Here is a 16,886-nt window from a genome sequence, read left to right on the forward strand (position 1 = left end):
CAACTCTAATGAATATTTTGTCATAAAAAAAGCACCTCCAATTGTTAGATGGTGTCTAACAATTGGGGTGCAGTTCACTATAAGTGGTCTTTTTAAGTGCACCCTATGGAACTAACACCCGCTAGTTCAAGGGGAAGTCCTTATACTTAATGGAATGTTATTTCTAAGTGATAAATTTCCATGTCTGACCATTTGCTATTTGAAGTTCTTTAATCCTTTCCCTACCCTTCGAATATATCTTTCTATTTCATAGGTTTTAGCTCAATAATTACTTAACATCTTTATTAAATGATTTAATTTTATTAGATTTCTTATTTTTAAGTTTTAGCTTAACGTTTTTATAAAATCTTATTAAAGGGTCAGAGGCGTAGTTTTTATACCGTTCATCAAATTCGTTAATAATAAGATCAATCTCCGTACCTTTTTTATTTAAGTATTGGTCTATCTTTTTATAATAATAGGGATTCTTAATGGAAAATTGTATAATCTCTAGCTTTTCTATCAAAGATGAAAGTTTGGTAACCTCACTATCAGCTATATCCTTCAAAAGAAAATTCCAAAAAACACCTTTGAGTAAAAGAATTGTTAAAAAGGGAACCACTATAACCCACAGCATATACTGAAAAACATCGGTGATATCGTTCACATCTTTAAACCACCAAGTGTTAAATGCAGACCAAACGGGAATAAAAAAGGCTAATGTTAAAGTTAAAGAGTTAGAAATTAAACTTAAAAAATTTGTTTTACTTTTACTCTCCAATCTCTTTGATAATCTTGATATCAAAAAGACTAAGGATTCTTCGGTTTGGTCTGCATTTACCTCCTTATTAAGATACCGCTTTAAAGCTGCACATAAAAATATATCCCAATCGCGATCTGGATAAACACAACCATATTTTTCTTCAGTATATTTCCAAATCGGTTTCATCCAAATAAAATATTGTGTAAGGGGTACTGCTACTACTAGGATTACATAGTATGGAATTAAATTCTCAAGAAAAATCATAAAAAACCAAAAGACAAAAGCAACTATAATAAACCACACAAAAAACCTTTTCAAAAAGTGCTTGATGGCTAAGTGCCAATAGCTTAAACCACTTTTGTAAAAGTACAAAAGCTTATCTTCGAACATTTTTTTCCCACCTTTTCTGTAAATATGCTGCAACATCTTTATACATATGAACAAAAAGAGAATTAACCTTGCTTATTATTGTTAACAAATGTGAGACTCAACAGAGTATGCTAAGTATCCCATACTCCCATTCAACAATTTAATTCCATTTTACCCCTCTTGGTTTGTTTACCCTTTAATTTCCAGAAGGAAACAAAGAAATGCTTATGCAACTAATCTGCCCCATTAGAAAAAGAGCAGGCATTAGCCCACTCTTAGATTTCTTTAATAACTGGTTTACCAAGCTTGTTCTCAGTGGACAATAATTCCTCTAAACGTTTATCCTCCACCCTTTTATTGGCTGGTTTAGGGTAGGTGTCCCCTTTACGATAGATCTTCCCTTTGTCCTGAAGGTCTTTGAAATCCACGATTGCTTGGTATGTCTTTTTCTCACTCATTTATTACACCCCCGCTGGTGTGCCCGGATAAGGCTTTCCAAATACCTTTTGGAAAAGAGAATCCCGATTGTCTGTTTCACCTTTTTTGTCAGCTCCGAAAAGAACCGATTTTTCAGATTCGGCTCCTTCTACATAACGATCCATAAATTCTCCCGTTACTTCTTCATTATCAAATTCTTTGTTCTCTTCTTTGGTTTTACCGGAGATTTTAGAACGCATGAACATTCCTTTTGTAAGCCCCACCCACTCTTTAGAACCGTCCTCAAATGTCTTAGTAAATACCGCTGCCACATAAGGTGGCACATCCTCACCGCCAATGGATGAAAGTCCATCCACTGTTTCCAAACCAAACAAGATATTTTTGTCCTGGACAGGTACTTTATGAAACTGCGTGGATACGGTTATATTTCCACCTGATATGGCTATTTCAGCTGTACGGTTATCCCCATATGCCCTCATCGCTTCCTGTGGCATTTCTACCTCAATTTCTTGCAAAAACTTTACCCTGGTAATTTCGGCCGTCTTAAAGGATTGTTCATCTTCATTGGTTAATACCGCATAATAAAATTCATCCACACCAGTGGATGCTTTATAGCTTTTCTCTTCTGACAAAATAATCACTCCTCTTAAATTAAAATAGACACTCTATAAAGTGTCTAAATCGTCCCGATATAATTTTCCTCGATACCTTCTAGCATCACGAAAAATCCCTGTATCTTTATCCCATTCATCCACGCCTGATCCCTGAGAAAAACCAACATTCCACATGACATGGCGAATTTGCCCGGATAATTCTCTTGTTGTTGTTCTCTTTTTCGACCACACGTCTATTTGGAGTAGGCAATCATGAGTTAGCCAGGTATTATCCGCAAAATCTTGAGGAATAGGAACATCTAATGGATCGATGATGATAAAAGGTGCCTTAACTTCTCCTGTTTCAGGAAACTCGTAAAATTTGATTCTTCCATTAGCTGTTTCCTTGATAGAAGGGTCTGCCATTAGCACATCATATATCATCCCTAGGACATCCATTACAATCCCTCCCTAATTGCCTGTTTTATCGCATTGCGATAGGCTGATTCAGCATTCCTCATGGCTCTTGCTATGGCACCTTTACCACGCGGGCTCGGGTTTTGTACCGTGCCAAACTCATTTAAATGAATGATACGATAACGATCTTTCGGACCACGCCAATGAATTTTAATCGTCCTCACACCAGCAACCCACATCGGCTCCGATATGGTCATTTCTTCAATGGATGCCCCGGTATCTTTAAAGGTGGCAAATTGAATTTTAAGTTCCTTGATAAATACTTGAGCGCCTTGTTTCAATGCCTTATCACTTAGCTGCTGCGCCTTCACTTTCCCTAAGCGTTTTTCTAATTCTGCCATCACCGCTTTTTCCCCATGCATTTTTACACTCACTCGGTTAACCCTGCCACAATCTTTATAAAATCCTTATTTTTCAAGTCAGGTTGAACATGTTTGATGTTATATCTCATGTCCCGATACCTAACATCATCGATGGAAAGAAAATGCTTATTGGTTGGGATATAGTCAGCTTGTGAATCTCGTATCGTGATGGTGATATCTGATAACGTGCCATTCGACTTCGCCATTTCCATATCTTTTAACCACACATGATCAACCTTGGCCATTGCCTGATGGAGAATCTCTTTTTCTGACTCTCCAGGCTCTGGACCCTTATTGGGTGCATACTCATAAAAAATGATAGGCGTACGTAAATCCCCTGAATTCACTTTTGGCGGCTTATATTTAAACAGCTGCATCAGATTCACCCTCTTTCAAAGCAATCGATAATCCTAAGCTGGTAATCTCACTCAAGAAATTATCCTCAAAGTATTCAACCGCATCATTATAAAGATACCTTGTACGCTCAAAGACCAGCTCCTTGGCCCGCGGATTCTTTTCCACATCAAATGCACCGCACTTGCTTTGTAAAACCTCAATAGAAAAGGACAACAATCTTTTTAAATTGTCGTCCTCGATCGAATGGGAAATATGCATGCGCTCTTTAAATTCTCGTAATAGTTCTTGTGTGATTTCCAATCACATCAACCCCTTATGCACCTTCTGGTTCAGATGAATCCTCCGTTATATCAAGACTTAAATCGTATACTTGAGCAGCATAGTTATCTTTCGGTTTACCTGTGGCATATTGTTTAGCAATGTACAGCGTTGCATCTTCCATTGCTAAGGTTTGATCATATTTCTTTATCTCCATTGCTCCACCGATCGCGGCGATGTATTCACCACGAATGAAAAATAACACTTTACCTTTTGGCACAAACATCGATTCTGTCATAGTCGGGTTGAATGGTAGACTCGTAACATAAATACCTGCAGCATTTTGAACTGTGGCATTTGCTTGGATACTAAAATTATCGAATGGATTAACAATCATGACCACCTTGCCCGCGATATTTCGTACTTTTTCTTCTTCTTTTTTCCCAACTGGACGAATGGCTAGCTTTTCTACGACCCCTTTTAATTCGTTAATCGTCGTGCGACCAGGTTTGAAGGTTAAAATGCCCGCAGATTTTTTATCTTTATACTCGCCATCCCCATTTGTCCCACCTTTTAAATCCTTCAATAAACCAATTGGCATACCGGCCCCCGTACCAGCCACATATCCACGTTCAAGACCCACTGACATGGCTTCTGATATCATCGTGCGAACATACCGTTCCACCCATACAGGACCGAGCTTAAGCATGTCATTGGATAATGGAATAAATGCGGTTAATTTAAGTTGACTGATTTTTTCTTTACGGAACGTAGCATTTAATTGCCCTAGGATTTCTCCAAATAACTCGCCCCATACTGCCATACCTTCTGGATCCCCATAGATGTATTCAGTTACTGCACCGAGGTTTTGAATCCCGATTTGTTGTAGCAGTGGATGGGCTTCTACTAGATCATCAAAAATGCGCTCTTGGGTAGTGACCGGCAGCGTATCAGTTTCTTTGAATCCGCCATCTTCAATGACCACATTAAAAAACTTGGTTTCTTTGGTGGTAAGAACATTGGCCCCCCTTGCTTGCATGATGGAGTTGTCAGCCATATGTGCATGAACCTGATTCATAATATCGCCTTGTACATCCTGGGCTAATGCTTCAAGCATGTCATTTAAAGCAGCAGCCTGTTCTTCAGCATTACCTTCTTGTGTAGCTTGAGCAAATGCCTGCTTTTTCTCAGCAAAATTATTAAATTTAATTCTCATTAGAAAACCCCCTATAAATGTAAAAAGAGTCTGCTCAAGTTTTGCGTTTGCTTAACTTGTTCAGGCTCTTTGTGTTCTTTGCTATTTACTTTTGAATATTTAGCGACTAAATCATCCTTGATGTTTTCTGGTTCAAATTCTTCCTCTTCATCCTCTGGTTCGACAATTTCAATTTCATCAACTATTTCATCAGCCAAACCTAGAGCAACAGCTTCATCAGCTGTAAGGAAGGTCTCATCTTTTAAAAGCTGTTCCAATTCCTCTCTGGTGCCAACAAAACGATTTTCATAAGTGGAAGTAATCGCGGAATCAATTTTCCGTAAATCCTTTGCCTTTTTCTCAAACACATCTGCATTTCCATATTCAAAGGTGCTTGCCTGATGAATCATCATCATTGTATTGGATGGCATGATAATCTTGTTCGCTCCCATCGCAATAATAGAAGCGGCACTTGCCGCCCATCCATCAATATGGACAATAACCTCTGCTTTATGCTGCTTCAGCATATTACAGATGGCCACACCATCAAAAGCAGATCCACCAGGACTATTAATATGAACATAAATTTTTTCGGCATTTACTTGATCTAGTTTCCTTCTTATAGACTTTGCATCGTTTTCGCTGAACCATCCACCAATTGCCCCATAAATGGTGAGCTTGTACTCTTCATCAGTTTGTTTTTCTAAGCGAAAATCCTTTTTCATGTTCATGAATTTATTTAATTCCCTCTTAAAATTCCCTTTCACTCGCTCTCACCTCCTTTAAGCGCTTCAGAACTTTCTTGATAGTTCTTCGTTATAAAGTATTTGTTGTGGATTGGATCACCTGAAGAATCATATCCCAATTCATCCCGTATTTCGTCTCCATTAAACGCGCCGCTTGCGATAAGCTTATCTACAGCTGTCGCTACGTCAAACAAATTAATATTGGACACACGTTTAGTTTCCATTTTCTTGCCTGCTAAATAATCCTTTTTATCAATCAGCTTCGCATTCAATTCATCTTTGATTTTTTTCAAAAACGGATCAATGCAAAAAGTCATGTAATTGCGGTTAGGCTTCTCCACATCTGCCATATCCCCATGAAGCAAAGAAATGGGAATACCTAAAGCTTTTGCGACCTGGTTGAGAAAGCCGTCAGCGACTTTGTTAACCTCATCCACACTTTGAGCTTGCGTAGTATTCTTTAATTCCTCTAGCTTAAAGCCTTTTTGTTGAGGCACAAAAGCCACCGCTTTATCAGTAAAAGCTTTATAAATTTTATCGATATACGCTTGTAATCTTCGTTGTGTTTTCTCATCTTTTTCATAGGTAGTATCCACATGTACCAGTCCACGTATTTGACCCTTCCGTTTTTGAAATTCTATGATCCTACCAAATAGTTCTCCATAATCGGCGTATAAGCCATCGAATAACGTAGACAGTTTTTTATTGCTGTATTCCAAGTAAATAACATCACTCATTTGAAAGGTACGAGAATAAGTAAAATCTTTAATCGTTACATCTTTGAATGAATCATCGACCAGGGCATATTCAACTCGTGTGAATGAGTCCACAATCAATAAATCCTCGGTATCCGACTGGATGATCAAGCACTCATTTTCATAGATAAGCTTATGGATCACAGTCTGCCAAAAATGGCTGGCTGACATGTTTGGACTGGGTCTGACATTTAAGCAATAGTACATGTCATCTTTCACAATCTTTTTATCCTTCTTTACATAAAATTCAGATTGGCTAATGGTACGGCCAATCATATTAATACAGGTTTGGACGGCTAATTGCTTCATGTAAATTTTCTTGGAAGTATCTTGGATTAAATCAAAATCAAACATGAAATCCAATTCCTTATTACGGCTTCTTATTAGGTCTAGAAATCCCAATATCTCACCTCCTTTCTAAAAATTAATTTCGTCTAAGAAAAAGTCCACATCATCAACTAATATTTCATCAGCTTTAAACAATGCATGAATAAAGGCTTGGAAGCCATCTGTTTTTCTTCTGAATTCATCTTTTTTAAGATACTCCTTGTTTCCATCCTTTTTAATGTGAACATAGACATTATTCGTATACCAACGCATTAACGGATTGTCTCCAAAAATAATATTGTGGTTTGCGAATGCTGTTTCCACTCTTGGAGCGAGCAATGAATGAATTGCTTTAGGATTGCGAATAAATTCTAGTTCGAACCCCTCAGCTGCTAGAGCTGTTTTAACTAAATCCAACCGAAAGGTATCTGCCACAATTTTTGTTAGACCATATTTTTCTCGGGCATTTACAAACCAATTGACAATATGACGTATATCTATAGACGGCTCATCCACAATGGTTAGAAGCCCTAATCTTTCCCATTCCTTAATAGGAACCTTTAATTTTACCGTGCCAAGAAATTCTTTACGTACAAAAGAGTGAGATTTCCACACATAATCATTTTCTATCTTGAAGAGTAACCCTACTGCTGCAAAGTCTTTGATGCTAGCATAATCCAAACCACCGACACAGGTACGATGTGCTAAGTCTGGGAGAGGTCTATTAGTAGCAAGTACTTCTTCCCAGGAAGCAACAACTTTATTTAAATTTACTTCTGGGAGATTCATCCTCTTAGTCATGAACTCTTCACGATTAGATGGATCATTGTCAAGATCCTTGTATTCTTCTTGAACAATATAAAAAAGCCCTTCGGCATAATCGCTTCTAGGCACACAAAACATTGGGTTTGCTTTCTCCCATTTGCTTATATCTTCAACTTCTTCCTTGTCATCTAACTTACAGATAAAAGGAAATAAGGAGTCGTTTAATTCTTTTCCTTCAAGGATATTGTTGGCCCGCTCTTTCATTTTATCGAGATAACCCTCTCGAACATAACCATCCGTACCTATGAAAAACTCTCGAGGATTTTTGACTTTTCCTAAACCACTAGAGAATACCCGCACCACTTCATTTGTTTCGTATTGATGTATTTCATCATAAATGACGCAGCCATCACGCAAACCATCCTTAGTAGATGCGTTGGAAGTACGATATTTTACAATGCTTTTTGTCGCATTATTTTTGATTTCCACTTTTGTTTTATAAAACATTCCTTCTAAAATTTTATGTTCTTCAATGGTTTCGTACATTTCCATAAAGGAGGTTTTTGCCTGGTCTTCCGAGTTTGCAACAATAGAAACATTGTACTTTGGGATACCATGCAATTCACTTATGAAAAAATTCGTTAATGCTGTGATTAGACCGTTCTTACCACCACCCCGTCCCATCATAATCAGGAATTTACGAAAGAAATTTCTCCCGTTATCTTTGTAAAACAAAAAAACAAACGCTGCTATGAGCATTTGAAAAGGTTCTAAAGGGAAATACCATTTCTCGGTAAACCTCTTAAAATTATTTATTTGTTCTTCATCGAAATATAGATCATCTCGGGATAAAACATGTTTCTTCAAATACCCTATCAGCATGACACGTTCTTTATTAAGCTTTATGATTCCTGATTCATACAACTTAATATATTCATCAACGTATTTATTAGAAATCATATAAGGTCACTAGCGCTATGCTTGGGCTCCTTTTCATCCTCAAAACCGAATGACTTTTCTATACTCAATAATGAAGCATTAATCTTATTTCGTTCACCAATTAGGGGGTGGGCTTTAGTAAAAGTCTGGGATCCATTTTTCGTTGTAACGGATTCGCCCTCTTTGTTGATTATTTTATTTACTCTTCTAAAAGACTTGACTAAATGTATATACCTTTCTATTTTCTCAACCTGGATCAAATCATCTAAATTTATTTTATTCATTAGTTGTTCTTTGAGTTCCGTGATTTTAACCGCCATGTACCCACCCCCTAACGTGAAAAATTGAGATAAATCTGGAGAATCGAGCCCCCTCCCCGGTCCCCGGGTAAAATAAAAATAGCCTCTTTGCAAGGAGGGGGGTGTTACCACATCTCATCATCCCAACGTTTCCTTTTCTGTTCACCGAATACTCGACCATGTATCTTGTTATGACAGTTCAGGCATAATGTTGTAAGGTTATCCAATACCAAAGCCAGCTGCGGATAGTCTTCAATCTCATACTTATGATGGACGTTGAGTTCTATGCTCTTACGATCTCCCTCTACTTTGATTGAGTCCACATGCACCCTGCCTTCACGCTTACACCCTTGGCATTCACGATTGTCTCTATCCAATGCTAGCTGCCTTAGCTTGTTCCATGCCCCTGACTTATAGAAGTTTCGCTTCTGTGCTTCAGTCTTATACTCTGTCACTACCCCTCTACCTCCCTTAATAAATATCTGATATCATATATAAAGTTGAATCTATTATTGAAGGTGATTAGCATTGACTGAAGAAAAATACAACGGCTATGATACATCCATTGTTTACGACTATAAAGACCAACCTGATATAAAGAGTGGTCGATGTGATAATTGCGATAAAGCCCAGTTTAAAAGTTCCGTAAAAGACTATGTCTATATTCGTGAGTGTCGCAATTGTGGCATGAAGAAAAGTATCTGACCCTTTGATGGGTCTTTTTGTTACACTTCATTTATCATCCACCTTCTTTCTCCATAATAAAAAGCATCCTTCAATGGATGCTTCGAATTATTTTACTCATTTATTTTTTTATTTTCTTTCATGAAATTATCTAAAAATTCCAAATAAGTTTCATCATCACCCTTAAAAGGATCTCGACCTTGTTTTAAAAGACCAGTGTAAATTTGTTCTGGAAAAACATTATTTTTCCTATCATACCCTAAAATACTTAACCAACTCCTTACAGCCAAAAATGTAGCAAAATTAACACCATCGAGAAATTGATTATCTATTTTCGTAAACTCACTAAATTTCTTGAAAAATTCCTCTTTGGGGTCTAGCTTATCTGGAAATTTGAGGTCATTTTCTTGAAATTTAAAAAGAGTATATATAACAAATTGCTGCATAAAAGGAAGTTTTTTATATATTTGATTTATAAAATCTTTTTCTGACAAATTTACATTTATATCATCAGGTTTGTTATTTGAAGATTTAACTATAAAACTGTCTAACATTGAATAATATTTTTTATGTTCAGTTTTTAGTGATTTCAATTCTTCGTTTAAATCATGGACTTGGTTTTGTAATTTATCATTATGAATTAAAATATTATTCGCAACGTTATTAATTATTTCTCCAGCCTTCATTAATTCATTAACATTTAATCCGTTACTTGCTTTTTCAATTTTATCCGCAGACACAGCTATTTTTTCACTTGATAGGTTACTAGCCAATGTCTGAAATAAAGTAAAACCAATAGCTACTACAGCTAATATAATTGAGACTATTGTACCTGCAAACCCCCAATGACTTACCGCACTTTTGTTTCCACTATATTGAAAAGTTAAACAGCTTATAGCTCCAAGACAGAGAATTATAAGCCAATATAAAAGATCTTTCTTTTCAATCCAAGAAAATAGATTATTAGAATTCCCTTTATTATCCATATTTTCATTCTTTGTAATCATAATAATAGTTAAAAATAGTGTAAAAAAAAGAATAACTAATAATAAAATTAGCGGTAAGCCCAATGATACATCTAGAACTGTAATTTTCATTCTTATTTAGATTCCTTTAACGTATTTTATTTTTATATCAAAAGTTTTTCATTGTTCTTCCTTAACTTAGTAATTATGGATTATTTTCAAGAATAGTACAAGCATAATCGTTCTTAAAAATGACACTATTCTGATTTACAATACTCATTAATATCACCCTTTTTATTCTAAAGAAAAAGCACCCGATTACTTGGATGCTCCACTAATTATTTTATTCCCGTATTAATCTATCTTTATCTTCATTAGTTAGTATAGAAGAATTTCTTATTTTTTCGTTGTACTTATTATAAAATTCTTCATCAGTTGTCAAATCTTTCTCAACCAAGATATTTCTAATAGTAAAAAGTAGGAATGTATTTCTCAAATGGGAAAGGATATTTTCATCATTATTCTCTGCTGATTCAATATAATCAATTCCGTCACCTGTAATCTCGGCAGTTGAATAAATACGAGAATCAAAATCAATAGTACTTATTAAGCCCTTTTCCTCAAGATATAAATATGCTTGTCTAAACTCAATATCCTTTATTTCATTGCTAATCGGTTTTGGCTTTTTACTTTCAGAAAAATGATGCTCGTATAAATCTTTCAACAGTTTTTCTCTTAATTCTTTTCTTTCTGTAATATTCAATGTCATATCTCTCCCCTCTTTTGTCCTATAAATTCGACAAAAGGAGATAATTTCCTTCTTTACCCATAAAAAGACGACACTATTTGGGTGCCGCCCTAAATTCAATTATTTTATTTCATTTTCACAATAAAAAGCACCCTCAAAAGGATGCTCAGAATTAGCTTTCTAATATAATTGGCATTTCAGAACTACTTCTCTTTTTATAAAAATCTTCCAAATCTTTTTGACTTAAGGAATTCTCCTTACTCTCACTCTTAACACCATCAGCGTTGGCAACTATATAAATGCATTCTCTACTTTTACTAATCGCATATTCTTTAAGTTTTTCAATATAATGACCAGATATTCCTTTTTTTCTATAAGAAGCATCATGGACATGTAGTAATTGTAATTTTATACTATTACCATTTTTACCTAACATCTCTGCAACTGAACCTCTTTTATAGAAATCCATAGTAAACAGGTCTTTCTCAGTTTTTTTATTATAAAGAGTGAATTTCACATCTTCTTCTCTATCCCTCTGTCCACTTTTATGTTTATGTTTTCCATCATCATGAAATTTATAGGCTATGTTTTCTTCATCTTCTTTAAGATAATCAGGTAGCCCCCAACCTATAATTACTTCTTTCATGGTTTTATCTTTCTCTAAACTCAATTAAACCCACTCCTTTTTTTATTATATAACACAATCAAAAAGAGTGATATTCTCCTACAATATATACTCTCAATACTTGACACCTAAGCGTTCCTGTACCAATTGGTGTTGCAACGATTTTAATAGATTCTAGTTAAATAAAAAAGCACCCAATGTATGATGGATGCTCTAAATTGTTTAATTATCTTCTTCATTCTTTTCAAGTGGGACATCGTCTTCTGAATCTTGTTCAACCAATCCATCTTGCCAACCTTTAAAACGATAAACTCTACTCTTTACTCTACGGCCAGAACCACCAAGACCAAGATTTAATCCTTTCTCTGCATTATTTCTTAATCCAAGGTTTCCATCTCCACTAGCATCATAAAATTCTTCAATCTCTACTTCATAAGCATTTTCAATTCTTCTAGCAATTGCTAATTCCTGGGCAACTCGTGCTTGAGATTCAGTAATTCGGTGTTCAATCTCCTGTTGTGCAGCTTCCTGCTCTAATCTTTCTAAATTACCCGTTTCAGCAATAGTTTCTGATTTTTTAATAGATTTTGATACTGCCTCTACCAGTAAAGCTGTAACACCAAATGCAGGTCCCCCCATTATTCCTGCCATTCCTGCGATTTGCCCCGCTAATTTTGCATTTTTTTGGTTGCTCATTTTCTCTCCTCCAATTGATTATAAAAGCACTATTGACTCAAATATTACTATATAATAAAGTTAGAAACATTATTTTCGCTTGATGCAAATTTTCAACGAACATAAAAAACGCCTATTAGATGGATATACGCTTATGTATTTGACGTTATTCTTAAATACCAGCCTTTATATAGTTTCTATATTTCACCTAACTTTTTTGCCGGATCAATACCATCTATATAATCTTGTACTGTACTATTAAGGTGCCAAGGGTTTTTTAACTCTTCCCTATTTGGTTTTACACACAGATGCGGTACTACCTGATTTAATGCATAACCACAATTTTTCAGGTGATTACCTATATACTGTCTACATTCCTTTAATCCCCCCCTTCTTTTATTGTTTACAGTTTGAATTATTTGGTTTTCTTCGACTCCCTTTTTACCTTCATAAACAACATAACTACCCGTTTCTCTACAACCTTCTATAATAAAAAAATGATCCATTTTTTAAAAACCTCCTCTTTTACTCATTTATATCGATTTCAATCAATAATACTAATAATATTAAGATTTCATACTTTTTTCATTTGTATTAGTGAATAGAAAAAGACCACTCAATTAAAGCAGTCTCTTAAGTCAAAGTTTAGTTTTCAAATCATTCGGAAGCACGCCTTCATCTATACCTGCTTTTAACAAAGCAATTAAATGATCTTCCTCCAAGTCTAAAGGACGTGGAACAAAAAATTCTTTACCCATGCTGTCTTTTTTATAGTATGCAAACCTTATTTCTTCTGTTTCTTTTTCCTTTACATATATTTTTTCTATAGCATATACAGAATTACCAACTGTTATTTTCCCTTGTTTAAGTAAGTTACAGTAATCCGTGGATTTAATAATATCACTCATAATATCCCTCTCCTTTCGTCAAATATACACATTCGACGTCTGAAAGAAATTGTCCTGCTAGTAAAAATACAACTTCTACGATACACAGACAAAAAACCCCTTCATAACCGAAGAGATTTTCCTTCCATTCTACACTCCTTTTAAGTGAGAACTTATGTTTTAGTGGCAATCTATTCCGGATAAAGTTGAATTAACTTCAGAATCGCCGTTCAGAAAAATGGTTCAACAAACTTCATCTGGCTCACCTTCTTTCTCCTAGACAAAATGCACCCTCGAAAGGATGCTTAATGTAAAAATTATTTAGATTTCGTTTCTTTAATTTGAAAATAATGTATTTTAAACAAATATATACCAAAAAAGAAGGGTATTTTATCTATTAACAGAATGATACTTATGTACCTAAAAACATGGAGGGGTTTATATGTATTATCCACTATTAAAAAATGCTAATAACGAAATGAAGGCTGTAAAAAACTTGAAAGAAGAATCACGTTCGCAAATTATCCCTATTATTGAATCAAAAAGAGTAAAAAGAGAAAATATCAATAATTGGGAAGTTCAATTTAACACTTTAGGTAGATATTTAAAAGAACGAGTAAAAGACACTAAGTTCATTTATGACTTTAATTGTGCACTAGAAGAACTTGGGGAAGAAGATAGACTAGTAACTGCCAGCGGTACTAATCTTGTTGATCACTGTATTATTAAGATGAAACAAACCGAGTTAAATTTAATCCCATGCTTCCAACATGATTCTCCTGATTGGTTAATAAATTCTGTTCTTCAATCAGGGTATCCTGAAATAGCAATTAGAGTTAGGTGTCATGATTTCCAGGAATCGTTTAACCCATATGTGTATCAGAAAATTGAGAGTGATTTACAGTTGGCACCGCCAAATACAAACGTAACAGTGATTCTTGATTTCTTTAATCATCCAGCTACTATTAACAGGATTCAAAATACTATAAATACATTCTCTAAAATTAAAAATTCTCAATTAGTTTATTTAGCTACCTCTTGTCCCGAGAACGCTAATGAAGCAGAAACTCATTCTATTACATTGGTAGGTCCAAGGGTTGAACTAAATAATTATCTAGAATTAAGATCAAGCAATAGAACTTTAAATTTTGGTGATTACACAACAAGATTAAAAGGAGAAGTTCTATCCGGATTCAATATGAATAACTCCTATTTAAAAGTATTTTACTCAACAGAGACAGACTATTGGATCGCCAAATCAAAACTTATAAAAGATGACGGAGAGTTAACGTTTTATGAAGTATGTCAAAATTTAATTGAATACGACTTCTATCCAGGTCCTGACTTTTCCTTTGGTGATTCAGAAATTAAAAGATGTGCAGACAGGGAATTTACTATTGCAGAACACCAAGCACCTATCGCCATTGCCGTTAACCATCATATAGAAATTACGGTAGCACAGCTTAGTGAACTTAATTTAATCTCCAGTTCTCTCTCTTCTTAAGAACCGAATAGACATAAGATCGTATAACATTAAAATCAGCTTCTTCATTCAAGAGTGAAAGGAGCTGATTTTTCCTCATTTTTTTTAGAGATTTAGGTAAACCCAAATGATCAATTAAACCATTTAATTCTTTTTTCCACAATAATTTAATAATAAGAGTTGGGTCTTGATGGGACACTTTTCTTCCTTTTCTGATATCAATCAATCTTGATTGATCCGCGCTTATTATTTTTATTCCCCACCACTCAGGTATCAATTCTTTTATTTCCAAAAGATATTTTCTAGAAATAACAATTGTCATTCTTTCAAATGCTTTGTTATAATACTCCATTTGTCTAGGAAGACGAAGTAAATTGTCTAAATCACTTTTTATCTCGTATCCATGCATTATTCCATTAACAACTGCTACATCAATTCTAGATGCTCCAAAATCCAAACCTAATTCATTAATTATTCTAGTTTCAGGGCATTCCCCATATGTTTTGTTTAATTCGTCCAATAACAGCATTCTCACTTTAATATCATTTAACAATTCCATTTGTATCACCTAAACATATAATATTAATAAATCCTTTTAATTTCAAGAGCTTACCGAAGTAATGACTCTCTTTTATAGGTATTCTTCAAACGTGTTATTTATCCTACTAAAAGTACAATAATGCAGCCAAAATAATTATTTAACGACTACCCCAATTTAAAAATTCACTTCCAAATACTTACCACCTTTCTAAATAGTTATATCTGGTTTCCACTCCACAAAAGAAAGGTCACTCGGTCATACTCCGAGCAACCACGAATAATAAACTCTTCATGTAAAAAAGGGGATAAGTCATAACATTTAGAAACCGTCACGCCTTATTTAGAAGTCTTCTTCAAAACTTACATACTATTACTTTAGCACATCCAAAATGAATAAGTGTCCGTTTATCGTTCGCGAATCGTTCAGAAATCGTTCGTATAGCAAATCATTGCTCTCCTTTTGTTTTTCCGATATAAAATGCACTAAAAATTCCCCGTTGAATTAGCTATAATCCAGATTGTGTATAATTCACAGGCACCTACCTTTTCTTACAGTCCCAAGGGAATATCACGTTTTCTAAAAATGAATTGAACAACCGCCAGGTTGAAGTGAATTAAAAAGGACAAAAGAAAAAGAACCTACAAAAAAGAGGAAATCACCAATCGATTTTCCCCTGCATTTTATTGAGTTCATCTTGTTTAATTCCGATGTAAATTAAGGTTTCTCGTTGATCCGTGTGATTCAGGATCTGTTGAAGGGCTACGACATCGTTGAATTTCTTGTAATGATTATACCCGTACGTCTTTCGAAGGGAATGGGTCCCGATTCGTTCCAGTCTGAATTCCTCCGCCAACTGACTCAAAATCACATAGGCCATTCCCCTTGTAATCGGCTTGTTTTTTCCGTTTCGACTTTTAATCAAATACTCATTCGAAGGTTTGTCTTTCACATAACTGCAGATCGCCCTTTTCAATTCATTCGACATCTTTACTTCTTTATGTTTATCCGTCTTCTTTTCCTTCAGGACAATGTCCCATCCTTGCAAATCCCTTACCCGTAAACGAAGAATATCCGAGATACGTAGGCCTGTATGGATTCCGAGCAAAAACATAATGTAATTTCGTTCATTATTCTGTTTCAGGAAGTCTTTCATTTCCTGCAGCAGGACCTTATCACGAATGGGTTGGACCACGTTCATTCGAAACACCCCCTTTATTATAGACTTCGATTTTCAAGGCGAAGGCCAGACGCAACATGGCCTCTCCTTTAATGGCATAATACTTGGTTTTTCCTAGCCCTAATTCAGTCCAAATTAACAAGTCGTAACCGTGTTGATCATGGAAAAGATACTTTTTCACCATGATCAATTTCTCGATATCTTTCAAACTGTTCACCGCATCGTGCATTTTAGTTAAACAATCCGCTCGGTTTTGCTCAAATTCAATCCGTTCAAGTGCTGCATCTTCCGTGCTGGAATGATACGCGTTGGTGTTAGAAGGAGGCACCAATGAATAAGAGGGTGTCACTTTTGGCATTAAAAAGATAGGTAACGTGATTAAGAAATCCCGATATTCCGCAATCGCCTTCTCGACTTCTCTTTTAGTCTTTTTTTCATCAACAACCGGCATATCACTTCTACTTTTCATGTGTCCTGGC

Annotated in this window: 24 protein-coding genes; 2 read left to right on the forward strand and 22 right to left on the reverse strand. The window is 35.2% G+C overall.

Annotated features, from left to right (window positions below; all coding sequences use genetic code 11):
* Positions 1–268: 268 nt before the first annotated feature.
* The 13 genes from AC3WLU_RS23415 to AC3WLU_RS23475 all read right to left on the reverse strand — a co-directional run bounded on the left by AC3WLU_RS23415 (position 269) and on the right by AC3WLU_RS23475 (position 9,077).
* Complete coding sequence (locus AC3WLU_RS23415; protein ID WP_492598002.1) at positions 269–1,132, reverse strand: hypothetical protein; 864 nt, start codon at positions 1,130–1,132, stop codon at positions 269–271.
* A gap of 254 nt (positions 1,133–1,386) precedes the next feature.
* On the reverse strand, positions 1,387–1,569 hold the full coding sequence (locus AC3WLU_RS23420) for a hypothetical protein (protein WP_492598003.1): 183 nt from the start codon (positions 1,567–1,569) through the stop codon (positions 1,387–1,389).
* 3 nt (positions 1,570–1,572) lie between these two features.
* A complete protein-coding gene (locus AC3WLU_RS23425) occupies positions 1,573–2,181 on the reverse strand; it encodes a major tail protein (RefSeq protein ID WP_492598004.1) in 609 nt (202 codons plus the stop codon).
* A gap of 33 nt (positions 2,182–2,214) precedes the next feature.
* Complete coding sequence (locus AC3WLU_RS23430; RefSeq protein ID WP_492598005.1) at positions 2,215–2,601, reverse strand: DUF3168 domain-containing protein; 387 nt, start codon at positions 2,599–2,601, stop codon at positions 2,215–2,217.
* Positions 2,601–2,993, reverse strand: a complete 393-nt coding sequence (locus tag AC3WLU_RS23435; RefSeq protein WP_492598006.1) for a hypothetical protein — start codon at positions 2,991–2,993, stop codon at positions 2,601–2,603. Before AC3WLU_RS23435 ends, AC3WLU_RS23430 begins: the two co-directional genes overlap by 1 nt.
* Complete coding sequence (locus tag AC3WLU_RS23440) at positions 2,990–3,358, reverse strand: phage head-tail adapter protein (protein WP_492598007.1); 369 nt, start codon at positions 3,356–3,358, stop codon at positions 2,990–2,992. Before AC3WLU_RS23440 ends, AC3WLU_RS23435 begins: the two co-directional genes overlap by 4 nt.
* On the reverse strand, positions 3,345–3,638 hold the full coding sequence (locus AC3WLU_RS23445; protein WP_492598008.1) for a phage gp6-like head-tail connector protein: 294 nt from the start codon (positions 3,636–3,638) through the stop codon (positions 3,345–3,347). The genes AC3WLU_RS23440 and AC3WLU_RS23445 overlap by 14 nt, the downstream gene beginning before the upstream one ends.
* Positions 3,639–3,651: 13 nt before the next feature.
* Complete coding sequence (locus tag AC3WLU_RS23450; RefSeq protein ID WP_492598009.1) at positions 3,652–4,812, reverse strand: phage major capsid protein; 1,161 nt, start codon at positions 4,810–4,812, stop codon at positions 3,652–3,654.
* 11 nt (positions 4,813–4,823) lie between these two features.
* Positions 4,824–5,522: a head maturation protease, ClpP-related gene (locus AC3WLU_RS23455; protein ID WP_492598040.1), complete on the reverse strand. Its 699-nt coding sequence runs from the start codon at positions 5,520–5,522 to the stop codon at positions 4,824–4,826.
* A 32-nt stretch (positions 5,523–5,554) separates the two neighbouring features.
* Positions 5,555–6,694, reverse strand: a complete 1,140-nt coding sequence (locus tag AC3WLU_RS23460) for a phage portal protein (RefSeq protein ID WP_492598010.1) — start codon at positions 6,692–6,694, stop codon at positions 5,555–5,557.
* Positions 6,695–6,709: 15 nt separating this feature from the next.
* A complete protein-coding gene (locus AC3WLU_RS23465; protein WP_492598011.1) occupies positions 6,710–8,344 on the reverse strand; it encodes a terminase TerL endonuclease subunit in 1,635 nt (544 codons plus the stop codon).
* Entirely contained in the window at positions 8,341–8,643 is a 303-nt protein-coding gene (locus AC3WLU_RS23470) for a P27 family phage terminase small subunit (RefSeq protein ID WP_387600157.1), read from the reverse strand. The genes AC3WLU_RS23465 and AC3WLU_RS23470 overlap by 4 nt, the downstream gene beginning before the upstream one ends.
* Positions 8,644–8,747: 104 nt before the next feature.
* Positions 8,748–9,077, reverse strand: a complete 330-nt coding sequence (locus AC3WLU_RS23475) for an HNH endonuclease (protein WP_492598012.1) — start codon at positions 9,075–9,077, stop codon at positions 8,748–8,750.
* A 73-nt stretch (positions 9,078–9,150) separates the two neighbouring features.
* Here AC3WLU_RS23475 and AC3WLU_RS23480 point away from each other — a divergent pair, with 73 nt between their 5' ends.
* On the forward strand, positions 9,151–9,327 hold the full coding sequence (locus AC3WLU_RS23480; RefSeq protein ID WP_144528747.1) for a DUF8096 family protein: 177 nt from the start codon (positions 9,151–9,153) through the stop codon (positions 9,325–9,327).
* A 92-nt stretch (positions 9,328–9,419) separates the two neighbouring features.
* Here AC3WLU_RS23480 and AC3WLU_RS23485 read toward each other — a convergent pair whose 3' ends face one another.
* The 6 genes from AC3WLU_RS23485 to AC3WLU_RS23510 all read right to left on the reverse strand — a co-directional run bounded on the left by AC3WLU_RS23485 (position 9,420) and on the right by AC3WLU_RS23510 (position 13,227).
* The gene (locus AC3WLU_RS23485) at positions 9,420–10,403 is read right to left on the reverse strand and encodes a hypothetical protein (RefSeq protein WP_492598013.1); all 984 of its coding nucleotides are present in this window, start codon (positions 10,401–10,403) and stop codon (positions 9,420–9,422) included.
* 211 nt (positions 10,404–10,614) lie between these two features.
* A complete protein-coding gene (locus AC3WLU_RS23490; protein WP_492598014.1) occupies positions 10,615–11,040 on the reverse strand; it encodes a hypothetical protein in 426 nt (141 codons plus the stop codon).
* 151 nt (positions 11,041–11,191) lie between these two features.
* Positions 11,192–11,689: a hypothetical protein gene (locus AC3WLU_RS23495; RefSeq protein ID WP_492598015.1), complete on the reverse strand. Its 498-nt coding sequence runs from the start codon at positions 11,687–11,689 to the stop codon at positions 11,192–11,194.
* Between the two features lie 177 nt (positions 11,690–11,866).
* Positions 11,867–12,340, reverse strand: a complete 474-nt coding sequence (locus AC3WLU_RS23500) for a hypothetical protein (protein ID WP_492598016.1) — start codon at positions 12,338–12,340, stop codon at positions 11,867–11,869.
* A gap of 176 nt (positions 12,341–12,516) precedes the next feature.
* Positions 12,517–12,825 carry a hypothetical protein gene (locus AC3WLU_RS23505; RefSeq protein WP_492598017.1) on the reverse strand — a complete coding sequence of 103 codons (309 nt, stop codon included), beginning with the start codon at positions 12,823–12,825 and terminating at the stop codon, positions 12,517–12,519.
* 132 nt (positions 12,826–12,957) lie between these two features.
* The gene (locus tag AC3WLU_RS23510) at positions 12,958–13,227 is read right to left on the reverse strand and encodes a hypothetical protein (RefSeq protein ID WP_492598018.1); all 270 of its coding nucleotides are present in this window, start codon (positions 13,225–13,227) and stop codon (positions 12,958–12,960) included.
* A 421-nt stretch (positions 13,228–13,648) separates the two neighbouring features.
* On the opposite strand from AC3WLU_RS23510, the gene AC3WLU_RS23515 reads away from it, so the two are divergent.
* Positions 13,649–14,710, forward strand: coding sequence for a beta family protein (locus AC3WLU_RS23515; protein WP_338565251.1), 1,062 nt, complete (start codon positions 13,649–13,651; stop codon positions 14,708–14,710).
* Here AC3WLU_RS23515 and AC3WLU_RS23520 read toward each other — a convergent pair.
* The 3 genes from AC3WLU_RS23520 to AC3WLU_RS23530 form a co-directional block, all read right to left on the reverse strand.
* Complete coding sequence (locus AC3WLU_RS23520; protein WP_492598019.1) at positions 14,679–15,248, reverse strand: sce7726 family protein; 570 nt, start codon at positions 15,246–15,248, stop codon at positions 14,679–14,681. The genes AC3WLU_RS23515 and AC3WLU_RS23520 overlap by 32 nt on opposite strands.
* A 637-nt stretch (positions 15,249–15,885) precedes the next feature.
* On the reverse strand, positions 15,886–16,428 hold the full coding sequence (locus AC3WLU_RS23525) for a tyrosine-type recombinase/integrase (protein ID WP_492598020.1): 543 nt from the start codon (positions 16,426–16,428) through the stop codon (positions 15,886–15,888).
* Positions 16,403–16,876, reverse strand: coding sequence for an ArpU family phage packaging/lysis transcriptional regulator (locus AC3WLU_RS23530; protein ID WP_492598021.1), 474 nt, complete (start codon positions 16,874–16,876; stop codon positions 16,403–16,405). Before AC3WLU_RS23530 ends, AC3WLU_RS23525 begins: the two co-directional genes overlap by 26 nt.
* Positions 16,877–16,886: the final 10 nt, after the last annotated feature.

The organism is Peribacillus sp. FW305-BF15, from assembly GCF_058783805.1.

Bases quoted from the DNA above. Each gene is read 5' to 3' on its own strand.
- AC3WLU_RS23415 (WP_492598002.1), bottom strand. From the start codon at position 1,132: ATGTTCGAAGATAAGCTTTTGTACTTTTACAAAAGTGGTTTAAGCTAT.
- AC3WLU_RS23420 (WP_492598003.1), bottom strand. From the start codon at position 1,569: ATGAGTGAGAAAAAGACATACCAAGCAATCGTGGATTTCAAAGACCTT.
- AC3WLU_RS23430 (WP_492598005.1), bottom strand. From the start codon at position 2,601: ATGGATGTCCTAGGGATGATATATGATGTGCTAATGGCAGACCCTTCT.
- AC3WLU_RS23440 (WP_492598007.1), bottom strand. From the start codon at position 3,358: ATGCAGCTGTTTAAATATAAGCCGCCAAAAGTGAATTCAGGGGATTTA.
- AC3WLU_RS23450 (WP_492598009.1), bottom strand. From the start codon at position 4,812: ATGAGAATTAAATTTAATAATTTTGCTGAGAAAAAGCAGGCATTTGCT.
- AC3WLU_RS23455 (WP_492598040.1), bottom strand. From the start codon at position 5,522: ATGAACATGAAAAAGGATTTTCGCTTAGAAAAACAAACTGATGAAGAG.
- AC3WLU_RS23465 (WP_492598011.1), bottom strand. From the start codon at position 8,344: ATGATTTCTAATAAATACGTTGATGAATATATTAAGTTGTATGAATCA.
- AC3WLU_RS23470 (WP_387600157.1), bottom strand. From the start codon at position 8,643: ATGGCGGTTAAAATCACGGAACTCAAAGAACAACTAATGAATAAAATA.
- AC3WLU_RS23485 (WP_492598013.1), bottom strand. From the start codon at position 10,403: ATGAAAATTACAGTTCTAGATGTATCATTGGGCTTACCGCTAATTTTA.
- AC3WLU_RS23490 (WP_492598014.1), bottom strand. From the start codon at position 11,040: ATGACATTGAATATTACAGAAAGAAAAGAATTAAGAGAAAAACTGTTG.
- AC3WLU_RS23500 (WP_492598016.1), bottom strand. From the start codon at position 12,340: ATGAGCAACCAAAAAAATGCAAAATTAGCGGGGCAAATCGCAGGAATG.
- AC3WLU_RS23505 (WP_492598017.1), bottom strand. From the start codon at position 12,825: ATGGATCATTTTTTTATTATAGAAGGTTGTAGAGAAACGGGTAGTTAT.
- AC3WLU_RS23510 (WP_492598018.1), bottom strand. From the start codon at position 13,227: ATGAGTGATATTATTAAATCCACGGATTACTGTAACTTACTTAAACAA.
- AC3WLU_RS23515 (WP_338565251.1), top strand. From the start codon at position 13,649: ATGTATTATCCACTATTAAAAAATGCTAATAACGAAATGAAGGCTGTA.
- AC3WLU_RS23520 (WP_492598019.1), bottom strand. From the start codon at position 15,248: ATGGAATTGTTAAATGATATTAAAGTGAGAATGCTGTTATTGGACGAA.
- AC3WLU_RS23525 (WP_492598020.1), bottom strand. From the start codon at position 16,428: ATGAACGTGGTCCAACCCATTCGTGATAAGGTCCTGCTGCAGGAAATG.
- AC3WLU_RS23530 (WP_492598021.1), bottom strand. From the start codon at position 16,876: ATGAAAAGTAGAAGTGATATGCCGGTTGTTGATGAAAAAAAGACTAAA.